Genomic DNA, 18,512 nt, shown 5'->3' on the forward strand with positions numbered 1-18,512 from the left:
GCTTTAACAATACTACCATCAATAAACGCCCATTCAAGATCAGGCTCATATTTTAATGACTTGAAAAGCCTCATTAAAACACCTTTCTTTGACCATAAATTAAAGCGTCTATATATTGCACTCCAATCACCAAATGACTTTGGCACATCACGCCAGGGGCAGCCTGTTCGCATTCGATATAGAATCCCTTCCAAAGTATTTCTGTGTTGGGGCTTGTTATACACTCTATCTTTGAGCATTATGACGCTTAGTTTTGACCAGTGCTGGTCGTTAAGCATTGTTCGGGGCATGGTGAGCTCGTGTTTTTGTTTTTGGCGAAATTATTATACGAGATCGCCTTTTTTAGTTCAAAATTTAATCACGAAAGATCAACAGCCCCTAATTCAATAAAAAAAATAGATAAGTACTGTATGGGCGGCATGATGTAATTATGCTGGTCTAAACTGTTAACTTCTTGTTGCTTTATAACTCGTTTAGAAAGCCCTAAATTTCGTCATAAAGCGCCTTGAACTAAACAGTTTATCCTCTGCATAAATAGTCAAAACCATTTATAGCTCAAAATAGAAAAGCCCGAATAGAAATATTCGGGCTTTTTTATTTACTTCTTGGATTCAAATAGTAAGTGCATAACTTGAATAGGTAGAAAAAGTGGTCAGCTGAATATTACTTTAGGTAAAGAGTTCGAAAGAAGAATCACTGAGAAGGTATAAAAAATATAAACGATCATTTTTGCTACAGAGTTGACCTTATTGTCTTTGTCAAAACTGAGTAAAAAAGAGACAAGTTTGATACGAAAGCGGTCGTTTCAGATATTTAATACAGCGGCTGTCAGTGCACTTTCCTAACCCCTGATATTAAATATGGCTGATAAGTACAAGTTAGAGTCGAGAATGTAACTTGAGCATTTAAAATTAAAGAACTATTTGGGTGGTTATAAAAATTTAATGATTTCAGTTGTTACGCAATATTCTTATTTGCCATTGCTGTTTAAACAATGCATTGTTCTAATGCATTTTTTATTCAAATATAAAGGAAACAATATGATACGGAAGTGTTTAATAATCGTAACTGCATTGTTGCTAGCCACAGGGTGTGCAACCGTAGATAAGAAAAATATCAGTACTGTTCAGCAAAAAGAGCCTGTAATTAGTCAATCTTTGGTTGCTCAAAATACTGAAAAAAAATATTTAAAAAGAAAAGTAGCCATTAGCCGATTTACAAATGAAACCAACTATGGACAGGGATTCTTTGTAGATAAGAACAACAACCGTATTGGTAAACAAGCTATGGACATCTTGTCTGCCAAGTTGTTTCAAACTGGTCGTTTCATTATGTTGGAGCGTGCGGACCTTACGCAAATAGAGCAAGAGTTAAATATAGGTGGTGAAGGTAATGTTAAAAATGCCGCTGATTACATCATTGTCGGTTCAATTACTGGGTTTGGTCGTAAGAATACGAGTGAAGTAGGTATTTTCTCTCGAGTTAAAAAGCAAGAAGCGAACGCGACTGTTCATATTCGTCTAATTGAAGTTTCAACGGGTAAGATTATTTACTCTGAAAGTGGTAAGGGTGTTGCTTATTCTGAAGCAGGCTCAATCATGGGGGTTGGTGATAAGGCTGGCTATGACAGTTCCCTAAATGACAAAGTGTTAGATGCAGCCATTACTAACTTAGGCTCAAATGTGATTGAAAATATGTTAGGTAAACCATGGAAATCGTATGTGCTTGCAGCTGAAGATGGGAATTTAATTATTTCAGGTGGTAAATCACAAAATATTATGATCGGTTCTAAGTTTGATGTTTTAAAACAAGGAAATAAGGTTAAAAATCCTCAGACGGGGATGTTTATTACGTTGCCAGGAAAGAAAGTGGGCAGCATAGAGGTTTTAACTACTATGGGTGATACACCAGAAAGTGAGATCTCGATTACTGAAATCGTTAGTGGTGACTTAAATAAATATATTACCCAAAATGACTTTAGCGAACTTTATATTCAAGAAAGTAAATAAGGACATTTTAGATGAAACGTTTAAATTTAGTATTAGTGTTACTTTTCGCTTCGATGGTAACTGCTTGTGGTTATAACTCAGGTGTTAGAACGCCTGATTCAGTCTCGTATGTCTACTTTACCGGCAATGCAGTAGGCACAGAGGTTGTGGTAGGAAGCAGAACTCCTTTTATAGTCGATAAACTAGGCTACAAAAATGTTTACGAGGTCAGTCCTGGTAAGCAAAGAGTTACAATTCGTAAAAATGGAAAAGTGCTTGTTGATCGTGTTGTTCTATTAGGCGATGGTCAAGATAAAGAATTTAACGTACCGAATTAAGGAGTGACAACATGAGAATTAATATTTTAAGTGTGGTTTTACTCGCTATATTAGCGACTGGTTGTGCTAATGGCGTAAAGCCAATGTATGATTATGGAGAATATTCAGAGTCGTTTTATGCGATGAAAAAAGATACTGGTGAAGCTTCTGAAAGCGAATGGAAGACAGCTTTAGAAGACGTTATTCAGCGCTCGGACAATCGTGGCTTACGAGTTCCGCCTGGTGTATACGCGAATTTAGGTTATTTGTACTTAAAGGTGAATGATACAAAGAAGGCGGTTTCCTACTTTAAATTGGAAAAAGACATTTATCCAGAGGCAGTGATCTTTATGAATAATTTGATCAGCAAAGTTAAGGCACAGGGGTAGTAAATATGCTTAAAACTATATGCTTTGCATTGGTTGTTGTGATCGTATCGGGTTGTGCTAGCCCTAGTTATGTAACTAAAATAGACGAATTCCCAGAAATGTACAATGAGAAGCCACGTTCGTTATTGATAATGCCACCGATCAATTTAAGTACAGCTGCTGATGCTAAAGCTTATTATGCGACAACGGTTGAGATACCTATTGCGTTTCAGGGTTACTATACATTCCCATATGAATTAACTACAGAGATATTAAAACAAGAAGGTATCTACGATGCAGAGCTAGTGTACGATATGCCTCTAGGTAAATTTCATGAGTACTTCGGTGCTGACGCTGTTTTATTTACTAAAATTGTAGAGTGGGATACGGACTATGCTGTTATTGCTTCAAGCTTGACTGTGTCAATTGATGCAGAAATAAAGTCGACAAAATCATCTCAGACGTTATGGAAATATACCGGAACTGTAGTCGTCGACCTTAGTGGTGGCAATAGCGGTGGTGGTTTAGCCGGCTTGTTAGTTGGTGCGATAGTTACAGCAGTAAATACAGCGGCAGCTGACTACACTGATTACGCAAAAAAGGCTAATAGTCGTTTTGTTGGAACGGTACCTGTAGGCCCTTACCATCCATTATATCTTAAGGATCAAAAAATTAAGGTTATGCAGCAAATGCCAAAAGAATAATAAAGATTATTGAATTACTTTTTGATAATATTTAATTTTGTTAAATTTATAATTATAAAAGCGGATATAATTATATCCGCTTTTATGTTGCTATCATTAAATCATGTACTCAAAACATCTTCCTTGTATAATCACGCGAATAAAACTACTGTTTTAGCAAAAGTATTTAAATCACTAATTAAGATGTTCTGGTAGTGTTTATTTTTATAAATATTGAGTTAAAGCGGCAAAGACTGTCTTCGTAGGTCTCAGACAACCAAAAGTAGACTAAACAATGAGTCTTGAATTAAGTAATAAAGTCACTTTTATAAAAGCACTAACTCGATAAAGATTAATAGATTGTTCCTTCATTGGCTATTGTAAGCTTAACACTGTTTATATAGCAGGTAATATTAGCTACGTGGCTATGATATTGATAGGGTAGAGTGTTATGAACCCGCTTAATATTATCCAGCATGATAATTAACAATTAGATCGACACTTTTCTTAGGTTTTACGGTCTACTATACTGAAAGCAATAAAGAGGATGAAATGATGAATAAATTTATGACAGGTTTATTAAGCCTTGTTGTCGTTTTAATATCAGCGGTAACAGCCCAAGCGGCGCAAGTTGAAGTTAAGTGGACAAATCCTGACAAGTATTCTGATATCGATGCAGGCCAAGGGCATCGTCAACATTTTAAGGATAGAACTTTTAAAGCCTTTGAAGAGCACTTTGCTAAAATGGCTGAAGCGCTACCAGAACAACAAAAGTTAGTTTTTGATATCACGAATCTAGATTTAGCTGGCGATGTTAATTTTGGAGGTATGAAGCGTATTCGCATTATAAAAGATATCTTTTTTCCACGTATAGAGTTCAGTTACCAATTACTCAATGCCGATAATACAGTGGTTAAAAGCGCAAAGATCTCATTAAAAGATATGGGTTTTTTAATGCATAGCAGTTTAAGATATCGTAACCAAACTTTAGGTTATGAAAAAGCTATGTTTGATGATTGGTTTAGAAAGACCTTCGAAAATGACATAGTTAAATAGTCATGCTTTTTACCAGATTTTATTAACCAGAGTTTATTAACTCGTACTTTTTAGCAATAACTATCTTGGCTAAAAATATATCAGTGATAAGTTTTAAATCGAACGGGCATAATAAGTTTTAGGTATAAAAAACGCAGCAAAGCTGCGTTTTTTGGTTTTAGCTACTAGGTGTTTAGCTTTGTTCAAGCTTAGCTAGCACCATAAATAACTGTTCAATTTTTTTTACGATATCGATCAGTGCTTGCTCATCAGAGGTTTTTTGCCAAAACACCAAATCGTTTGCCACTTCTTCAACATAAGGTTGAAAAGTATTTGCTGAACATTTGAAGCCAGCATCTGCGGTAAATATCGCTGCGAAGCCTGCTTGTTTGGCTTCACGTAAGGTATTTAACGTGGCGTCTGCCGCTAGTGACTTCTTTAAAATGATTGAAATATTATCGATTAATTGTTTGTGTACCGCTTCGCTCATAATAACTCATCTTGGTTTTGTCTGTTTAATGGCGCTATTATGCCAAATTGGCTAGGCTTTTGTTAGCTTCTCTGATCATTTCTCTCATAAGTTTTAGTATTAACTTACTGTGATATTTAAATAGCTAATGTTAGGCCAAATTACTTATATTTCTTTAGTTTTCGACAAGTTTTGATAGTAAATTACGCTGATAATTAATAGGCCGATGTTAAGTAAGACTAATCGGCGTCTTATTAGCTTCTCCAGCAATTTCTCTGACAAGTTTTGGCATTAAATAACCAGGTAAAATTGCTAGCAGTTGCAAAGTTATTTTTTTAGCCTCTGATTCTGTGATATCAAAGTGGGCGACTCCTTGTACTTTATCAAATAAATGTAAGTAGTAGGGCTGAATACCCACATCAAATAAGCCTTCACTCAGTGCTGCCAGTGTCTTGGCATTGTCATTAATATCTTTTAGTAATACGCTTTGATTAAATAATGGAATTCTGGCCGCAAGCAAAGGTTCAATAGCTTGTGCAACGTTAGTATCAATTTCGTTGGCATGATTAATGTGAAAAACAATGACGGGTTTAAGTCTGGTTAAGCTTAAGGCTTTGATTAAAGCTGGCGTTACACGCTGCGGAATGACGATGGGCAAACGTGTGTGAATACGTAAGCGGGTAATGTGGGGAATTTTTTCAATTTCAGTAATTAACCACTGCAAGTGCTCGTCACTGGCCATTAATGGATCGCCACCACTAAAAATGACTTCGTTGATTTCTAAATGCTGCTCAATATAGCTAAGTGCTTGCTGCCATCGTACCTTGTTTGGGCTGTTATCGGCATAAGGAAAGTGGCGGCGAAAACAGTAACGACAATTAATCGCACAGCCGGTTTTCACCATCATTAGTACGCGATGTTTATATTTATGCAGCAATCCTGGTGCAACGGTATCATGTTCTTCTAGTGGATCTTCGCTATAACCGTCAGTCATTGAGAACTCTAAATCTAATGGCATAACCTGTTTTAGAATAGGGTCGTTGATATCGCCTTTTTTAATGCGAGACAATAAGGGCCGTGGCACACGTACCGGAAATAGTTTACGGGCAGCAAAGTGCTGTTGATAGCTTTCTGGTGAAATTTCAACCAATTCTAACAAGGTTTTTGGATCAGTAATAACATTTGCTAATTCTTTTTGCCAAGAAGTGTGCAATTTATCGCTGATTTGGGTTATTATTTGCGGCATTTCTATATTCAATTTTTAACCTTTGCGTGTACTGCGTGAACGAACGAGCATAATAATTATGGCTAACTTTAGCACTAACCAGTTCAAAGCTGGACTTAAATTAATGATTGATGGTGAACCTTGTAACATTATCGATAATGAAATTGTAAAGCCAGGTAAAGGGCAAGCATTCAACCGTATTAAAATTCGTAAGTTAATATCTGGCAAAATATTAGAAAAAACTTATAAATCAGGCGAAAGTGTTGAAGGCGCCGATGTTATGGACTCAGAGTTAGGCTATTTATATGCTGATGGCGAATTTTGGCATTTTATGGATAACGTAACCTTTGAACAAGTAGCTGCCGATGATAAAGCCGTGGGTGATGTGGCTAAGTGGTTAGCAGAAGGTGATATTTGTACTATTACATTTTGGAATGGTAACCCTATCTCAGTTGAACCACCTAACTTTGTTGAATTACAAATTACTGAAACTGACCCTGGCTTAAAAGGTGACACCGCAGGTACGGGTGGCAAACCGGCAACACTGGCAACTGGCGCTGTGGTACGTGTACCATTATTTGTTCAAATAGGTGATGTGGTAAAAGTTGATACGCGCAATGGTGACTATGTTTCACGTGCGGGTAAGTCTTAAACTTTAGCTACTATTGTTTAATAACAAAGGCCTGCATTTTGCGGGCTTTTTTGTTACTGAAAAATGATACCATTGAGTAATACCAAGTTGATTAATTACCTCCTGATTTTTAATGGTTAAAATGAATAGGTACGGCGTTATAAAATTTATAAGATGAATAATACCAGTTCCATTAAGTTTGTGATCTTGTTGTGCGCAGGAAAAATAACTCAAGGTAAGGCGCCCGATTGAGCAATAGCTGGCTATTGGGATTGAGAGCAACACAGCCTTGAGCTATTTTAACTAGTACAAGTGAGCAATAACTTAATGGGATTGGTATAACTACAGACTAAATTTTATGCCTTGTCTTTATCCATTTTTCCTCATAAAAAAGGTAATCACTTAATTAATCAAATGGGGATAAATTCATCATATTCTTCCACCGTGGCAAGGCAAATGATATTAGCGAAATTTTTGCTCGTTAAGTATTATTACGCTTTAATTTTCTAAGTTTGCTGTGGCTAAAGAACAACGGCTTTATCTGTTGAAAATGACCAACTTGCCCCCACGTTAAAGACACGCAATTTTTTTAAGGTTCGCTATGCAATCAGCATTAAAAATATCAGGATTAAAGAAAACCTATAAAGGTGGTTTTCAAGCATTAAAAGGCATCGATCTAACGGTAAAACAAGGCGATTTTTTTGCTTTGCTTGGGCCCAATGGCGCCGGTAAATCTACCACTATAGGCATTATTATGTCATTAGTGAATAAAACAGCAGGTAAAGTTGTTGTTTTTGGCCATGATATTGATCAAGAACTTGAAACAGCGAAAAGCTTTATTGGTGTAGTACCGCAAGAGTTTAATTTTAATCAATTTGAATCATTAATGAAGATTTTGGTTAACCAAGCGGGCTACTATGGTGTTGAGCGTAAATTAGCGGTTCAGCGAGCTGAGAAATATCTAAAACAATTAAACTTATGGGAGAAACGTAATGACTCAGCCCGTATGCTTTCAGGTGGCATGAAACGCCGTTTAATGATTGCTCGAGCATTAATGCACGAGCCACAAATGCTAATACTCGACGAACCTACTGCCGGTGTAGATATTGAACTACGCCGCTCAATGTGGGAGTTTTTACGTGAGCTTAATCAGCAAGGCATTACCATTATTTTAACGACACATTATTTGGAAGAGGCGGAAATGCTTTGCCGAAATATTGCCATTATAGACTCAGGTATTATTGTTGAAAATACGAATATGAAATCATTATTAGCTAAATTAGATGTTGAAACTTTTGTTTTTGATTTAAAGCCAAATAGTGTGCCAACCGCTTTAGCAGATTTTAGCTCTAGAGTTATTGATGATCATACCTTAGAGGTTGATGTTAAAAAACGTCAAACCATTAATGCTGTGTTTAGTGAGCTCAATAAACAAGGTATTGAAGTATTAAGTATGCGAAATAAGAGTAATCGCCTAGAAGAGTTATTTGTTGGTCTAGTCGGTAGTGGTCAAGCATCGAGTAAAAGCGCGGTTAAGGAATAAATATCATGGCATCATCTAGAAATATCATTGCGCTTAAGAGCATTTTGCACAAAGAAATACACCGTTTTATGCGTATTTGGGTGCAAACATTGGTTCCACCAGCGATTACTATCAGTTTATATTTTGTTATCTTTGGCTCATTAATTGGCTCGCGTATTGGTGAAATGGGCGGTTTTGATTATATGTCATTTATTGTGCCCGGTTTGATTATGATGACTGTTATTACCAATTCATATTCTAATGTTGCCTCATCATTTTTCAGTGCTAAGTGGCAACGAAATGTTGAAGAAATGCTAGTAGCACCAGTACCTAATTGGGTTATTGTCGCTGGCTATGTTGGCGGCGGAATGGCGCGAGGCATGTTGGTAGGTGGTATAGTGACATTTGTATCGATGTTTTTTGTTGATATACAAATACATAATATTTGGGTGATTATTACTACGGTAGCACTTACCTCAGCTACCTTTGCTTTGGGTGGTTTAATTAACGCTATTTTTGCGGGTAGTTTTGACGACATATCTATTATTCCCACTTTTATATTAACGCCACTGACCTATTTGGGTGGCGTGTTTTATTCTATTAGTTTGTTACCTGACTTTTGGCAGGGTATATCGCAAATCAATCCCATTGTTTATATGGTCAGTGCTTTTAGGTATGGTTTTTTAGGTATTTCTGATGTGAGTTTAGCCTTGTCATTTTCGGTATTAGGTGTATTTATTGTGAGTTTGTATACTGTTGCTATGGTGCTAATTACTAAAGGTATTGGTTTAAGAAGTTAAGCTTAATAACTAGCTGAAATATTGAAATTTATAGGTAAAAAGTAATGAGCAATACAGAAATAACCGGTGACTCAAGAATGATTGAGACTAACCAGCCCGACATGCATGAAAAGTTGGTTGAAATCGTTCATAAGCATATTGCGCATCCATCACAAAAGCCAATACAAGCACACACTCAGCAAGCATTTGATGAAATTAATCATATTGTGCAGGCATTTTCGGGTGAAGTTATTCTTGATTCGTGTTGTGGCGTGGGTCAAAGCACACGCTTATTAGCCAAGCAAAATCCAGATGCCTTAGTGATAGGGATAGATAAATCTGCTCATAGAATTAACCGTAATGTAGATGAAGTTGAGCATGATGACGGTCAAGGCCGAGTAGAGAATTATCATTTGATCCGCGCTGATTTAAATGACTTTTATCGCCTTGTTGTGACCGCTAACTGGCAAATAAGTCAGCATTATATTTTATATCCAAATCCTTGGCCAAAAGCTAAGCATGTGCAGAGGCGCTGGCACGGTAGTGCTGTTTTTCCACAAATTATTGCTGTTGGACAAGAAATTATTTTACGCAGCAACTGGCGGCTTTACTTAGAAGAGTTTCAACTGGCAGCGAGTATATTTTCTTTGCAAGGCGATATATCCGCGATTAATGACGCTCAGCCATTAACGCCATTTGAGGCAAAGTATCAAGCGAGTGGACAGCAATGCTGGCAATTGCGGATTTTTAAGTGATAACAGCGGTAAACTAAAAACAAAAAAAATTGGTTAAATTAACAATTTTTTAGCCAATTCATACCTTTTTATTATTCAGTGTTAAGCTGGTTTTTATTGTTTTTTATATATATTTCATGTGGTTACGTTTCTGGCCTGAATGTTGATATTACTTTCTTATATCAACTGGTAATTTAGGATGAATAACATGATAAACAATATTAAAAAAACCGTTTTTATGCTGGCATTAAGCAGCTTAGCAATTGTTGAACTGGGTTTAGTTTATATAGCAACTTTAGTGAGTTAAGCCGCATTTTATACCAATCCCATTAAGTTATTGCTCACTTGTACTAGTTAAAATAGCTCAAGGCTGTGTTGCTCTCAATCCCAATAGCCAGCTATTGCTCAATCGAGCGCCTTACCTTGAATTATTTTTCCTGCGCACAACAAGATCACAAACTTAATGGAACTGGTATTAGTTGAGTATCATCGCTAAATTTAGCCTAATTAAATTAAGCTTTATTTGGCTTAATCTTATCTTTAAAAGTCAATTTTGATTGAAAAAACGAGACTTTTGCTTAATTTTTTATTACAGTGCCGCACATATATAAAGATCAACTTACTGAAGGTAAGTCGTTAATAGTGAATAAATATGACGGTGAATAAACGCGCGGCAAAAGCGTCTGAAGAGTCTTTACTGCGCATTTTTACCATTCCTGTCGCCCCTGATTCTACATTAGGGCGAATAGAGAATGAGATGTCGCAAAACTTGGCAGGCTTTCTTGGCGCACATATAGCGGCAACAGAACAAGCGTTAAGCGAAATTGAAAAAGATTTTGCCGGTTCGCAGATCCCTGAAGAGCCTGCTTTTGTTTCTGACCACATGCAGCACTTGCTTGACAAGTTGGTGTCTCAGTCTGTGCATACCTCAAGTCCAAGTTTTATTGGCCATATGACCTCAGCATTACCTTACTTTATTTTGCCGTTGTCAAAGTTGATGGTGGGCTTAAATCAAAATTTGGTAAAAATAGAGACCTCTAAAGCATTTACCCCGATGGAACGACAAGTTCTCGGTATGATGCATCGGTTAGTTTATGAAAAAGAAGCACCATTTTATCAACAGTGGATGCACAGTGCTAATCACTCCTTAGGTGCATTTTGCTCAGGTGGTACTGTCGCTAATTTAACAGCACTTTGGGTTGCACGTAACAACTTACTCAAGCCTGATGGGGACTTTAAAGGTGTAGCACGTGAGGGCTTATTTAAGGCGCTTAAACACTATCAGTATGATGGCTTAGCTATTTTAGTGTCAGCTCGTGGTCATTACTCACTGAAAAAATCAGCAGATGTACTTGGCATAGGTCAAGACAGCGTTATTGCGATTCCAACTGATGAAAATAATAAAATTGACTGCCAATTATTAGCAGCGAAATGCCAGCAATTAGCCAGTGAGAATATTCAAGTGCTCAGTATTGTTGGTGTTGCTGGAACCACTGAAACCGGCAATGTCGACCCCCTTGATAAAATAGCCGTTATTGCGCAACGTTATGGCGCGCATTTTCATGTTGACGCCGCGTGGGGCGGCGCGACCTTACTATCAAATAAATATCGCCCCTTATTAAAAGGCATTGAGTTAGCTGATTCAGTGACTATCGACGCACACAAGCAAATGTATGTGCCGATGGGCGCTGGGCTAGTCGTATTTAAAAACCCAGCCTCGGTAGCCGCTATTGAGCATCATGCGGAGTACATTTTACGTAAAGGCTCAAAAGATCTAGGTAGTCATACTTTGGAAGGTTCACGCCCAGGTATGGCAATGCTGGTATATTCTGCGCTGCACGTGATCAGCCGGCCTGGCTATGAAATGCTGATTAATAACAGTATTGAAAAAGCCCATTATTTTGCTAAGTTAATCGCGCAACACCCTGACTTTGAATTGATCACTAGACCTGAGTTATGCTTGCTAACGTATCGTTATAATCCAGCTATTGTACAAAAGTTGTTGGCGAATGCTGATGATATTGAACAAGAAAATATCAATGAATTGCTCGATAAACTGACCAAGTTTATTCAAAAACGTCAACGTGAAAATGGTAAATCTTTTGTTTCTCGTACCCGTATTGAAGTGAAAAAGTATCAAGGGCGTAAAACTTTAGTTTTTCGCGTTGTATTGGCTAATCCACTGACCTCAAAAACTATTCTACAAGATGTTCTAGCGGAACAAGCAACGCTGGCACAAGAAAGTGAAAGCTTTTTGCCCTTGTTACTGACGATGACTTGAACATTTTCATTGGCAAATAAAAAAGCGACTACCTTAGGTCGTCGCTTTAATGTTTACTGCGCTATAAAGCTATAAAGCTATAAAGCTATAAAGTTAAGGTCACTTGTAGGTTATCAATTAACCTTGCTTTACCACAATGCGCGGCAGCGAGAATCACCAGTTGTTTATCGTCTTTACTGGCAGGTTGTAAAGTGCGCGCGTGACAAATATGAATATAATCGGTTTTCATGCCAGCTATATCGATATTATTGGCGGCCTGTTGCGCTAAGCCAATAAAGTTATTGTCGCTTTGTATCGCTTGAGCTAGCCATTTAAGATTTTGACTTAAGGCCGGCGCGATGTTTTTTTCTTGTTCATTGAGATAATTATTACGTGAGCTTAACGCTAAACCTGAGGTTTCTCGTACTGTTTCAACCGCTATTATCTCAATCGGCATGGATAAGTCTTCCACCATGGTTTGAATTACTTGTACTTGCTGATAGTCCTTTAAGCCAAAGCAGGCAATATCCGGCTGTACTAAATTAAACAACTTACAAACAACGGTTGTTACACCACGAAAATGTCCAGGGCGACTTTCACCACAATAATGTTGAGAAACATTCGGTACTTCAACATAACTTTGTTGGTCTAAACCTTTAGGATAAATAATCGCTGGTGTGGGAGTAAATAATAAGTCGCAACCGGCGGCCAGTAATTTGTCTTGATCGGCCGCCATAGTGCGAGGGTAATTACCGATATCTTCATTTGCACCAAATTGCATTGGGTTAACAAAAATACTGGCAACCACTTTATCAGCAACCAATTTGGCTTTTTTTACTAAGGCAATATGTCCCTGGTGTAAGTTGCCCATAGTGGGAACAAAAGCAATGTTAAGACCTTGTTGGCGCCAAAGATTAATTTCGCGACGTAAATTCGAAATTTGTTCAATTGTTTGCATGGTATTCTACTTTCTGTTCGATGTTAAAGGCCGGTGTTTTAATGACAATGGGTTTTATACCCACAGATACATTAATGACTCACCTTCTAATGGTCTACATAATAATCGGCTTGGCTGTGCGAAATTATAATCGCTAGCTATTTGAAAATGTGTTCAGGGCCTGGAAAATTACCCTTACTAACTTCGTCAATATACAGCTCTACTGCTTTTTTAATATCGCCAGTATCGATTAAAAAGTTACGTGAAAACTTAGGCATATAACTACATGAGATGCCTAAGGCATCATGCATCACTAAAATTTGTCCATCGGTATCTTTACCTGCCCCTATACCAATGGTCGGTATTGAGACCGCTTCTGTAATAGCTTTACCTAAGCCACTTGGAATACACTCGAGTACTAATAACTGTGCGCCTGCCGCTTCTAATGCTTTGGCGTTTTCAATCATTTCTAGGGCTTTGTCGCTTTCTCTACCTTGTACTTTAAAGCCGCCAAATACGTTGACCGATTGTGGCGTTAAGCCCAAATGCGCACAAACTGGGATACCACGCTCAACTAGGCCTTTAATGCTTGCTTCTAGCCACTGGCCACCTTCTATTTTTACCATGCTAGCACCGGCTTGCATTAGCTTAGCGGCGTTTACATAGGCTTGTTCAGTAGTGGCGTAACTCATAAAAGGCATATCAGCGATAATAAGGCTATTTTCTACGCCACGTTTTACACAAAGCGTATGATAAGCCATGTGCTCAATATCAACGGGCAGGGTATCGTCATGGCCTTGTAAAACCATGCCTAGTGAGTCACCGATCAATATTGCATGAATACCTGCTTGATCGAATATTTTCGCAAAACTGGCATCATAGGCGGTAATAGTGGTAATTTTTTCACCTTGTTGTTTCATTTTCTTTAAGGTGGCGGTGGTTATTTGGGCCATAATATTTCCGTTGGTTATGATGCAGCATTAATCTTTGCTACTTTTAGAGCTGTTATTCTAACTTAACTTACTGTGAATTTTTAGTCCATTTTTATCTATTTGGTTAGCCAGCGCTTGAATACTATCACCATCAGGTAAAACTAAGTAGGGGGCTATTTCTGCCAGGGGTAATAGCACAAATTCTCGTCGCTTTAAGCCATAGTGCGGTATTGTTAAGCGTTCAGTACTTATCATTTGCTGGGCAAATAAGAGGATGTCTAAATCAAGCACCCTAGCGCCCCAACGATTATCTTTGCGAACTCGACCAGCATTTTGCTCAATATTTTGTAGCTGATCCAGTAACGCAATGGCACTCAAGTTTGTTTCAATGGCGACTACAGCATTCATGTAATCAGGTTGATCTTGTGGCCCCATAGGGCGACTAAAATACAATGAAGATACTTTGCTGATCTGGCAATGTTCTAACTGCGCTAGTTTATCTAACGCAGAAGAAATTTGTGCTTGCGGATCAGCTAAGTTACTGCCTAAACCAATATAGGCTAAAGCCATTATGCTTCGCTACTAGTGCTTTCTACCCGAGGTTTTTTACGCTTACGTGTGTTGCGTCGAGGGCCACTTTTACTGGGGACAATACTTTTGATCATCACTTGTTGTGTATCAACATTAGACTCTTGAAAGTCTCCCCACCACTTAGCAAGTTCTTGCAGAGAACCTGGCTCGCTATTACTGGTGTTTGGCTGTTCAATTTCAGCGCGCAGTAATAAAAAGTCATAACCGGCTCTAAATTTAGGATGTTCAAGTGCTTTAAATGCTCGTTTACCATCTCGGCGAACTAACTTTTCTTGTAAAATCCAAATGTCTTTCATCACGGCTTGAAAACGTTTGGGTATAGCAATACTGCGCTGTTGCTCTGACATCACTTCACTTAACGCACCAAAAAATGCATCTTGTGGTGTTAATTGGGCTTCACGGTTTAAGCGTTTTATGTGCTCTTGCATCGGGTACCAAAGCATAGCAGCAAATAAAAATGCCGGGGTAACACGCTGATCATTATTAACTCTATGGTCAGTGTTTTTCATTGCCAAACTGATAAAGTCAGCTAAATAAACTTGAGATTTTTGATTCAGTTGCTGATCAACCGCAGGGAAGAAGTACTGAAATAAACTGTAATCACGCAACAGTTCGAAGTTCGGTAACGCTTTGCCAGACATAAACAGCTTTAAAAACTCTTCAAACAATCGTGCAGGCGGGATATTAGCCATCAGTGGCGCCAGCGTTTTTATTGGCGCTTCAGTGTCAGAATGAATCTCCATGTCTAATTTTGTCGCGAAACGAATAGCCCGTAACATCCGAACTGGGTCTTCACGGTAGCGTGTTTCAGGGTCACCAATTAAGCGAATTTGTTTGGCGTAAACATCAGCAACACCATTGGCAAAGTCATAAACTTTAAAGTCTTTGGCCGAGTAATAAAGTGCATTAATGGTAAAGTCACGACGTTCGGCGTCTTCTTCAATACTGCCATAAATATTGTCACGCAAGAGCATGCCGTCTTCACTTTGCTTTGAAGTTTTCTGGCAGTTTTTTTCTTCATCGCTATCGTGATGGCCCCTAAACGTGGCCACTTCAATAATCTCACGGCCAAAAACAATATGGGCAAGACGAAAGCGACGACCAATAAGTCGACAATTACGAAACAATTCCTTAATTTGCTCAGGGGTTGCGTTGGTGGCAATATCAAAATCTTTGGGTTCAAAGCCTAAGATAATATCGCGAACACCACCGCCCACTAAGTAAGCGTCATAGCCGCCTTTATTTAAGCGATACAATACTTTTAAGGCATTGTGACTGATGTGTTTTCTAGATACAGGGTGCTGATCACGTGAAAGTATAATAGGCTGTTCAAATGATGGCTGCTTAACGTTTTTTTTTCGGGCTTTTCCGAGTACTTTTTTACACAAATTGATCACGCTTTTGATAATGGTGGACCCCAGTTTTATCGATAAATTTCCCGCGCAATGATATAACAGTGTAAAGGAAAAGAGAATGCAAACAGGGTGAAAAATCGGCGTTAATTGTACTTATAAAACTATTTCTTGTGATTTTGGTACTTGAGTAATTGACCAGTGGGCGATTGCCCAGGTTAAAAGTTCAGTAACACTGGCTTGTTGTAATTGTTTGGGCGGCTGTTGACCCAGAAATGTTAAGGCGGCAAATAGTGAAGGTACTGGGTTTTTTTGATCAATTTCTGCGGCGTTATTTTGCTTGCTAAGCTTAAAACCTTGCTGAGTTACCGCTAGTGGGAAATGGCCAAACTTAGGCGGATTACGCTGTAATATCTGATAAAAACTTAATTGTCGTGCTGTCGGTTCAAGTAAATCACAACCGCGGATAACATGGGTAATACCTTGATAGATATCGTCAACAACAACCGCTAATTGATAGGCAAATAGGCCATCTTTTCTTAAGACAATAAAGTCTTCTTGAGCCAGTTCAGTATTGCAGGTTACTGAGTGTTGAATAAGGTCGTGATATTGCGAGATACCCATGGTGTTAATTATGCGAATAGCACTATTGCTTGCGGGCTGTGATAAGTGTCGACAATGGCCTTGGTAGATTCCGCCTGTGGCTTTAATTTCGCCCCGAGTACAGCGACAATAATAACTGAGTTGTTGCTGGCCTAATTCGGCTAATACTTCGCGATAAACTTTATCTTGTTGGCTTTGGTAAAGTACTTCTTCATCCCAGTGCAAACCATAGTTTTCCAGTGTTGTTAGGATAGCAGCACTGGCACCCACTTTTTCACGAGGTGGATCAATATCCTCAATTCTTACTAGCCATTGGCCGTTATTGTGCTTGGCGTCTAGATAACTTGCCAGCGCAGCAATTAATGAACCAAAATGTAATAAACCGGAAGGAGAAGGCGCAAAGCGACCCCGATAAATACTTGAGGTATCGGGTCGCAAAGATTGGCTGATGGCTAACAACGTTGAGGGCTTTTAACCCGCGAGTTGACGCTCTTTAATTTCTTGCAATGTTTTACATTCAATACAAAGATCTGCGGTTGGGCGGGCTTCTAAACGGCGAATGCCGATTTCAATGCCACAAGAGTTACAAAAACCAAAGTCATCATCTTCGATAAGCTGTAAGGTTTTCTCAATTTTCTTGATCAGTTTACGTTCACGGTCACGTGTGCGTAATTCAAGACTGAACTCTTCTTCTTGAGCGGCACGGTCAACGGGATCAGGGAAATTTGCGGCTTCATCCTGCATATGCGATACGGTGCGATCAACTTCTTGGCGAAGTTGTATACGCCATGCATCTAGAATTTTTTTGAAATGTTCTAGTTGCGCGGCATTCATGTATTCTTCTTTAGGTTTTTCAACGTAAGGGTTGACACCTGCTAATGCTAATATACCTAATGTTTTCTGTGCTGGCATGCTAATTCTCCTAATGCTACTCGACCTAAATCGATGAATATGGGTTACATCATGTAACTTCATCGCTTGGTTGTAACGGCCACTGTATATAGGCCTAAAATATCCCACATATATTGTGTTAGCTACTATAAAATTCAAGGCTTAATTGATAAATAATCAGCATAAAATTAAAAATATTTTTAAAATATTACGACTGTTTGATTTTTGACCAAGGTGGCGATAAAATTTGGGCAAGCTCTTTTAGCAAGTTTTTAACCCCCGCGTCAATCATTATCGTCGCTATTTCTTTGTTGTCATTAAAGTATGACCGATATTTTGTTGGCTAAAGCGACAGTAAAAGTGTGTTTTTCTTTTTGAAAAATAGCTTTGTAGGCTATGATTTCAACGCCTCGTTCGCTTGCTTCACGCAGCAGCTCTGCGTATTTAGCATCAATATGTGCTGCAGGCTTTACATCATTTATGCCTGAATGCAGTACGGCAAATAAAAGTACGGCTCTGTGGCCTTGTTCTGCCATGGCCATTAACTCGCGTAAATGTTTTTGCCCTCGTAAGGTCACAGCGTCTGGAAAATAGCCCTGATTTTCTGCCAATAAAGTCACACTTTTGACTTCGATAAAACTCTCTTGGCCACTTTTATCGGTCAGGTGAAAGTCAATTTTACTATTTTCATCGCCATATTTTACTTCGCGCTTTAATGTTTTAAAACCTTGTAGTTCAGTAATGGTGCCATTTAAAATAGCTTGTTCTGCCAGTTGATTCGCCCGCAGTGTATTAACACAAATAAAATGATTCTCTTGGGTCTGCGTTAACTCCCAACTAAAGGGGTATTTACGTTTGGCGTTGTTTGAGGTGCTAAACCAAACAGTATCATTAGGAACAGCACAGCCACTCATCGCACCGGTATTGGCAACATGAATAGTGCAATCGCTACCGTCTGCTAAGGTGATATCTGCCAAAAAGCGTTTGTAACGCTTAATTATAGTCGCTTTGGTTAAATTAATTTTCATTACATACTTTCATTACATATTATGAGTCATCAGATTTATTTCATTTTACGTGATGAGCTGTTGAACTGCTAATTTCTGTCAATGCGCTTTATGGTCATTATAATTTAGGGATAAAAAATAGTTTAAGGCCACAAAACTGTCTTGGCGTACTGAATTTTTTAGTACGT

20 protein-coding genes are annotated in these 18,512 nt (G+C 38.4%); 10 read left to right on the top strand and 10 right to left on the bottom strand.

Annotation, left to right across the window (positions count from 1 at the left end):
• Positions 1–290, bottom strand: a 290-nt coding sequence (locus tag ESZ39_RS07585) for a transposase (protein ID WP_146879312.1), incomplete at its 3' end; no start/stop codon positions are given.
• A 633-nt stretch (positions 291–923) separates the two neighbouring features.
• On the opposite strand from ESZ39_RS07585, the gene ESZ39_RS07590 reads away from it, so the two are divergent.
• The 5 genes from ESZ39_RS07590 (at position 924) to ESZ39_RS07610 (ending at position 4,412) form a co-directional block, all read left to right on the top strand.
• Positions 924–2,009, top strand: a complete 1,086-nt coding sequence (locus ESZ39_RS07590) for a CsgG/HfaB family protein (RefSeq protein WP_223270284.1) — start codon at positions 924–926, stop codon at positions 2,007–2,009.
• 11 nt (positions 2,010–2,020) lie between these two features.
• Positions 2,021–2,326 (top strand): hypothetical protein, encoded by a 306-nt coding sequence (locus tag ESZ39_RS07595; protein ID WP_146879313.1) that lies wholly within the window; start codon positions 2,021–2,023, stop codon positions 2,324–2,326.
• An 11-nt stretch (positions 2,327–2,337) separates the two neighbouring features.
• Entirely contained in the window at positions 2,338–2,694 is a 357-nt protein-coding gene (locus ESZ39_RS07600; RefSeq protein ID WP_146879314.1) for a DUF4810 domain-containing protein, read from the top strand.
• Between the two features lie 5 nt (positions 2,695–2,699).
• Positions 2,700–3,377 (top strand): GNA1162 family protein, encoded by a 678-nt coding sequence (locus tag ESZ39_RS07605; RefSeq protein WP_146879315.1) that lies wholly within the window; start codon positions 2,700–2,702, stop codon positions 3,375–3,377.
• A 531-nt stretch (positions 3,378–3,908) separates the two neighbouring features.
• Positions 3,909–4,412 carry a DUF3016 domain-containing protein gene (locus tag ESZ39_RS07610; RefSeq protein WP_223270285.1) on the top strand — a complete coding sequence of 168 codons (504 nt, stop codon included), beginning with the start codon at positions 3,909–3,911 and terminating at the stop codon, positions 4,410–4,412.
• A gap of 172 nt (positions 4,413–4,584) precedes the next feature.
• Here ESZ39_RS07610 and ESZ39_RS07615 read toward each other — a convergent pair whose 3' ends face one another.
• Together ESZ39_RS07615 and epmB are read right to left on the bottom strand one after the other, a co-directional pair.
• Positions 4,585–4,881, bottom strand: coding sequence for a hypothetical protein (locus ESZ39_RS07615; protein ID WP_146879316.1), 297 nt, complete (start codon positions 4,879–4,881; stop codon positions 4,585–4,587).
• A 208-nt stretch (positions 4,882–5,089) separates the two neighbouring features.
• Complete coding sequence (epmB, locus tag ESZ39_RS07620) at positions 5,090–6,106, bottom strand: EF-P beta-lysylation protein EpmB (protein ID WP_146879360.1); 1,017 nt, start codon at positions 6,104–6,106, stop codon at positions 5,090–5,092.
• Between the two features lie 58 nt (positions 6,107–6,164).
• On the opposite strand from epmB, the gene efp reads away from it, so the two are divergent.
• The 5 genes from efp (at position 6,165) to panP (ending at position 12,032) form a co-directional block, all read left to right on the top strand.
• Positions 6,165–6,737 carry an elongation factor P gene (efp, locus tag ESZ39_RS07625; protein WP_146879317.1) on the top strand — a complete coding sequence of 191 codons (573 nt, stop codon included), beginning with the start codon at positions 6,165–6,167 and terminating at the stop codon, positions 6,735–6,737.
• A gap of 580 nt (positions 6,738–7,317) precedes the next feature.
• Complete coding sequence (locus ESZ39_RS07630; RefSeq protein ID WP_146879318.1) at positions 7,318–8,259, top strand: ABC transporter ATP-binding protein; 942 nt, start codon at positions 7,318–7,320, stop codon at positions 8,257–8,259.
• A gap of 5 nt (positions 8,260–8,264) precedes the next feature.
• On the top strand, positions 8,265–9,038 hold the full coding sequence (locus ESZ39_RS07635; RefSeq protein WP_146879319.1) for an ABC transporter permease: 774 nt from the start codon (positions 8,265–8,267) through the stop codon (positions 9,036–9,038).
• Between the two features lie 44 nt (positions 9,039–9,082).
• On the top strand, positions 9,083–9,772 hold the full coding sequence (gene trmB, locus ESZ39_RS07640; protein ID WP_146879320.1) for a tRNA (guanine(46)-N(7))-methyltransferase TrmB: 690 nt from the start codon (positions 9,083–9,085) through the stop codon (positions 9,770–9,772).
• Between the two features lie 631 nt (positions 9,773–10,403).
• A complete protein-coding gene (gene panP / locus ESZ39_RS07645; RefSeq protein ID WP_146879321.1) occupies positions 10,404–12,032 on the top strand; it encodes a pyridoxal-dependent aspartate 1-decarboxylase PanP in 1,629 nt (542 codons plus the stop codon).
• 85 nt (positions 12,033–12,117) lie between these two features.
• On the opposite strand, the gene panC is transcribed toward panP, so the two are convergent.
• The 7 genes from panC to sfsA all read right to left on the bottom strand — a co-directional run bounded on the left by panC (position 12,118) and on the right by sfsA (position 18,345).
• On the bottom strand, positions 12,118–12,969 hold the full coding sequence (gene panC / locus ESZ39_RS07650) for a pantoate--beta-alanine ligase (protein WP_146879322.1): 852 nt from the start codon (positions 12,967–12,969) through the stop codon (positions 12,118–12,120).
• Positions 12,970–13,106: 137 nt separating this feature from the next.
• Entirely contained in the window at positions 13,107–13,901 is a 795-nt protein-coding gene (gene panB, locus ESZ39_RS07655; protein ID WP_146879323.1) for a 3-methyl-2-oxobutanoate hydroxymethyltransferase, read from the bottom strand.
• 57 nt (positions 13,902–13,958) lie between these two features.
• Positions 13,959–14,450 carry a 2-amino-4-hydroxy-6-hydroxymethyldihydropteridine diphosphokinase gene (gene folK, locus ESZ39_RS07660; protein WP_146879324.1) on the bottom strand — a complete coding sequence of 164 codons (492 nt, stop codon included), beginning with the start codon at positions 14,448–14,450 and terminating at the stop codon, positions 13,959–13,961.
• Positions 14,450–15,859: a polynucleotide adenylyltransferase PcnB gene (gene pcnB / locus ESZ39_RS07665; RefSeq protein ID WP_411266864.1), complete on the bottom strand. Its 1,410-nt coding sequence runs from the start codon at positions 15,857–15,859 to the stop codon at positions 14,450–14,452. The genes folK and pcnB overlap by 1 nt, the downstream gene beginning before the upstream one ends.
• Positions 15,860–15,979: 120 nt before the next feature.
• Complete coding sequence (gene gluQRS, locus ESZ39_RS07670; RefSeq protein ID WP_146879361.1) at positions 15,980–16,876, bottom strand: tRNA glutamyl-Q(34) synthetase GluQRS; 897 nt, start codon at positions 16,874–16,876, stop codon at positions 15,980–15,982.
• Positions 16,877–16,897: 21 nt separating this feature from the next.
• Complete coding sequence (dksA, locus tag ESZ39_RS07675) at positions 16,898–17,338, bottom strand: RNA polymerase-binding protein DksA (RefSeq protein WP_146879326.1); 441 nt, start codon at positions 17,336–17,338, stop codon at positions 16,898–16,900.
• A 296-nt stretch (positions 17,339–17,634) separates the two neighbouring features.
• Complete coding sequence (gene sfsA, locus ESZ39_RS07680) at positions 17,635–18,345, bottom strand: DNA/RNA nuclease SfsA (protein WP_146879327.1); 711 nt, start codon at positions 18,343–18,345, stop codon at positions 17,635–17,637.
• Positions 18,346–18,512 lie beyond the last annotated feature (167 nt).

Origin of the sequence: Colwellia sp. C1TZA3 (genome assembly GCF_007954265.1) — a bacterium.
Lineage (GTDB): Bacteria > Pseudomonadota > Gammaproteobacteria > Enterobacterales > Alteromonadaceae > Cognaticolwellia.

Coding starts and splice junctions, on each gene's coding strand:
- ESZ39_RS07595 (WP_146879313.1), top strand. CDS start 2,021: ATGAAACGTTTAAATTTAGTATTAGTGTTACTTTTCGCTTCGATGGTA.
- ESZ39_RS07600 (WP_146879314.1), top strand. CDS start 2,338: ATGAGAATTAATATTTTAAGTGTGGTTTTACTCGCTATATTAGCGACT.
- ESZ39_RS07605 (WP_146879315.1), top strand. CDS start 2,700: ATGCTTAAAACTATATGCTTTGCATTGGTTGTTGTGATCGTATCGGGT.
- ESZ39_RS07610 (WP_223270285.1), top strand. CDS start 3,909: ATGATGAATAAATTTATGACAGGTTTATTAAGCCTTGTTGTCGTTTTA.
- ESZ39_RS07615 (WP_146879316.1), bottom strand. CDS start 4,881: ATGAGCGAAGCGGTACACAAACAATTAATCGATAATATTTCAATCATT.
- epmB (WP_146879360.1), bottom strand. CDS start 6,106: ATGCCGCAAATAATAACCCAAATCAGCGATAAATTGCACACTTCTTGG.
- efp (WP_146879317.1), top strand. CDS start 6,165: ATGGCTAACTTTAGCACTAACCAGTTCAAAGCTGGACTTAAATTAATG.
- ESZ39_RS07630 (WP_146879318.1), top strand. CDS start 7,318: ATGCAATCAGCATTAAAAATATCAGGATTAAAGAAAACCTATAAAGGT.
- ESZ39_RS07635 (WP_146879319.1), top strand. CDS start 8,265: ATGGCATCATCTAGAAATATCATTGCGCTTAAGAGCATTTTGCACAAA.
- trmB (WP_146879320.1), top strand. CDS start 9,083: ATGAGCAATACAGAAATAACCGGTGACTCAAGAATGATTGAGACTAAC.
- panP (WP_146879321.1), top strand. CDS start 10,404: ATGACGGTGAATAAACGCGCGGCAAAAGCGTCTGAAGAGTCTTTACTG.
- panC (WP_146879322.1), bottom strand. CDS start 12,969: ATGCAAACAATTGAACAAATTTCGAATTTACGTCGCGAAATTAATCTT.
- panB (WP_146879323.1), bottom strand. CDS start 13,901: ATGGCCCAAATAACCACCGCCACCTTAAAGAAAATGAAACAACAAGGT.
- folK (WP_146879324.1), bottom strand. CDS start 14,450: ATGGCTTTAGCCTATATTGGTTTAGGCAGTAACTTAGCTGATCCGCAA.
- dksA (WP_146879326.1), bottom strand. CDS start 17,338: ATGCCAGCACAGAAAACATTAGGTATATTAGCATTAGCAGGTGTCAAC.
- sfsA (WP_146879327.1), bottom strand. CDS start 18,345: ATGAAAATTAATTTAACCAAAGCGACTATAATTAAGCGTTACAAACGC.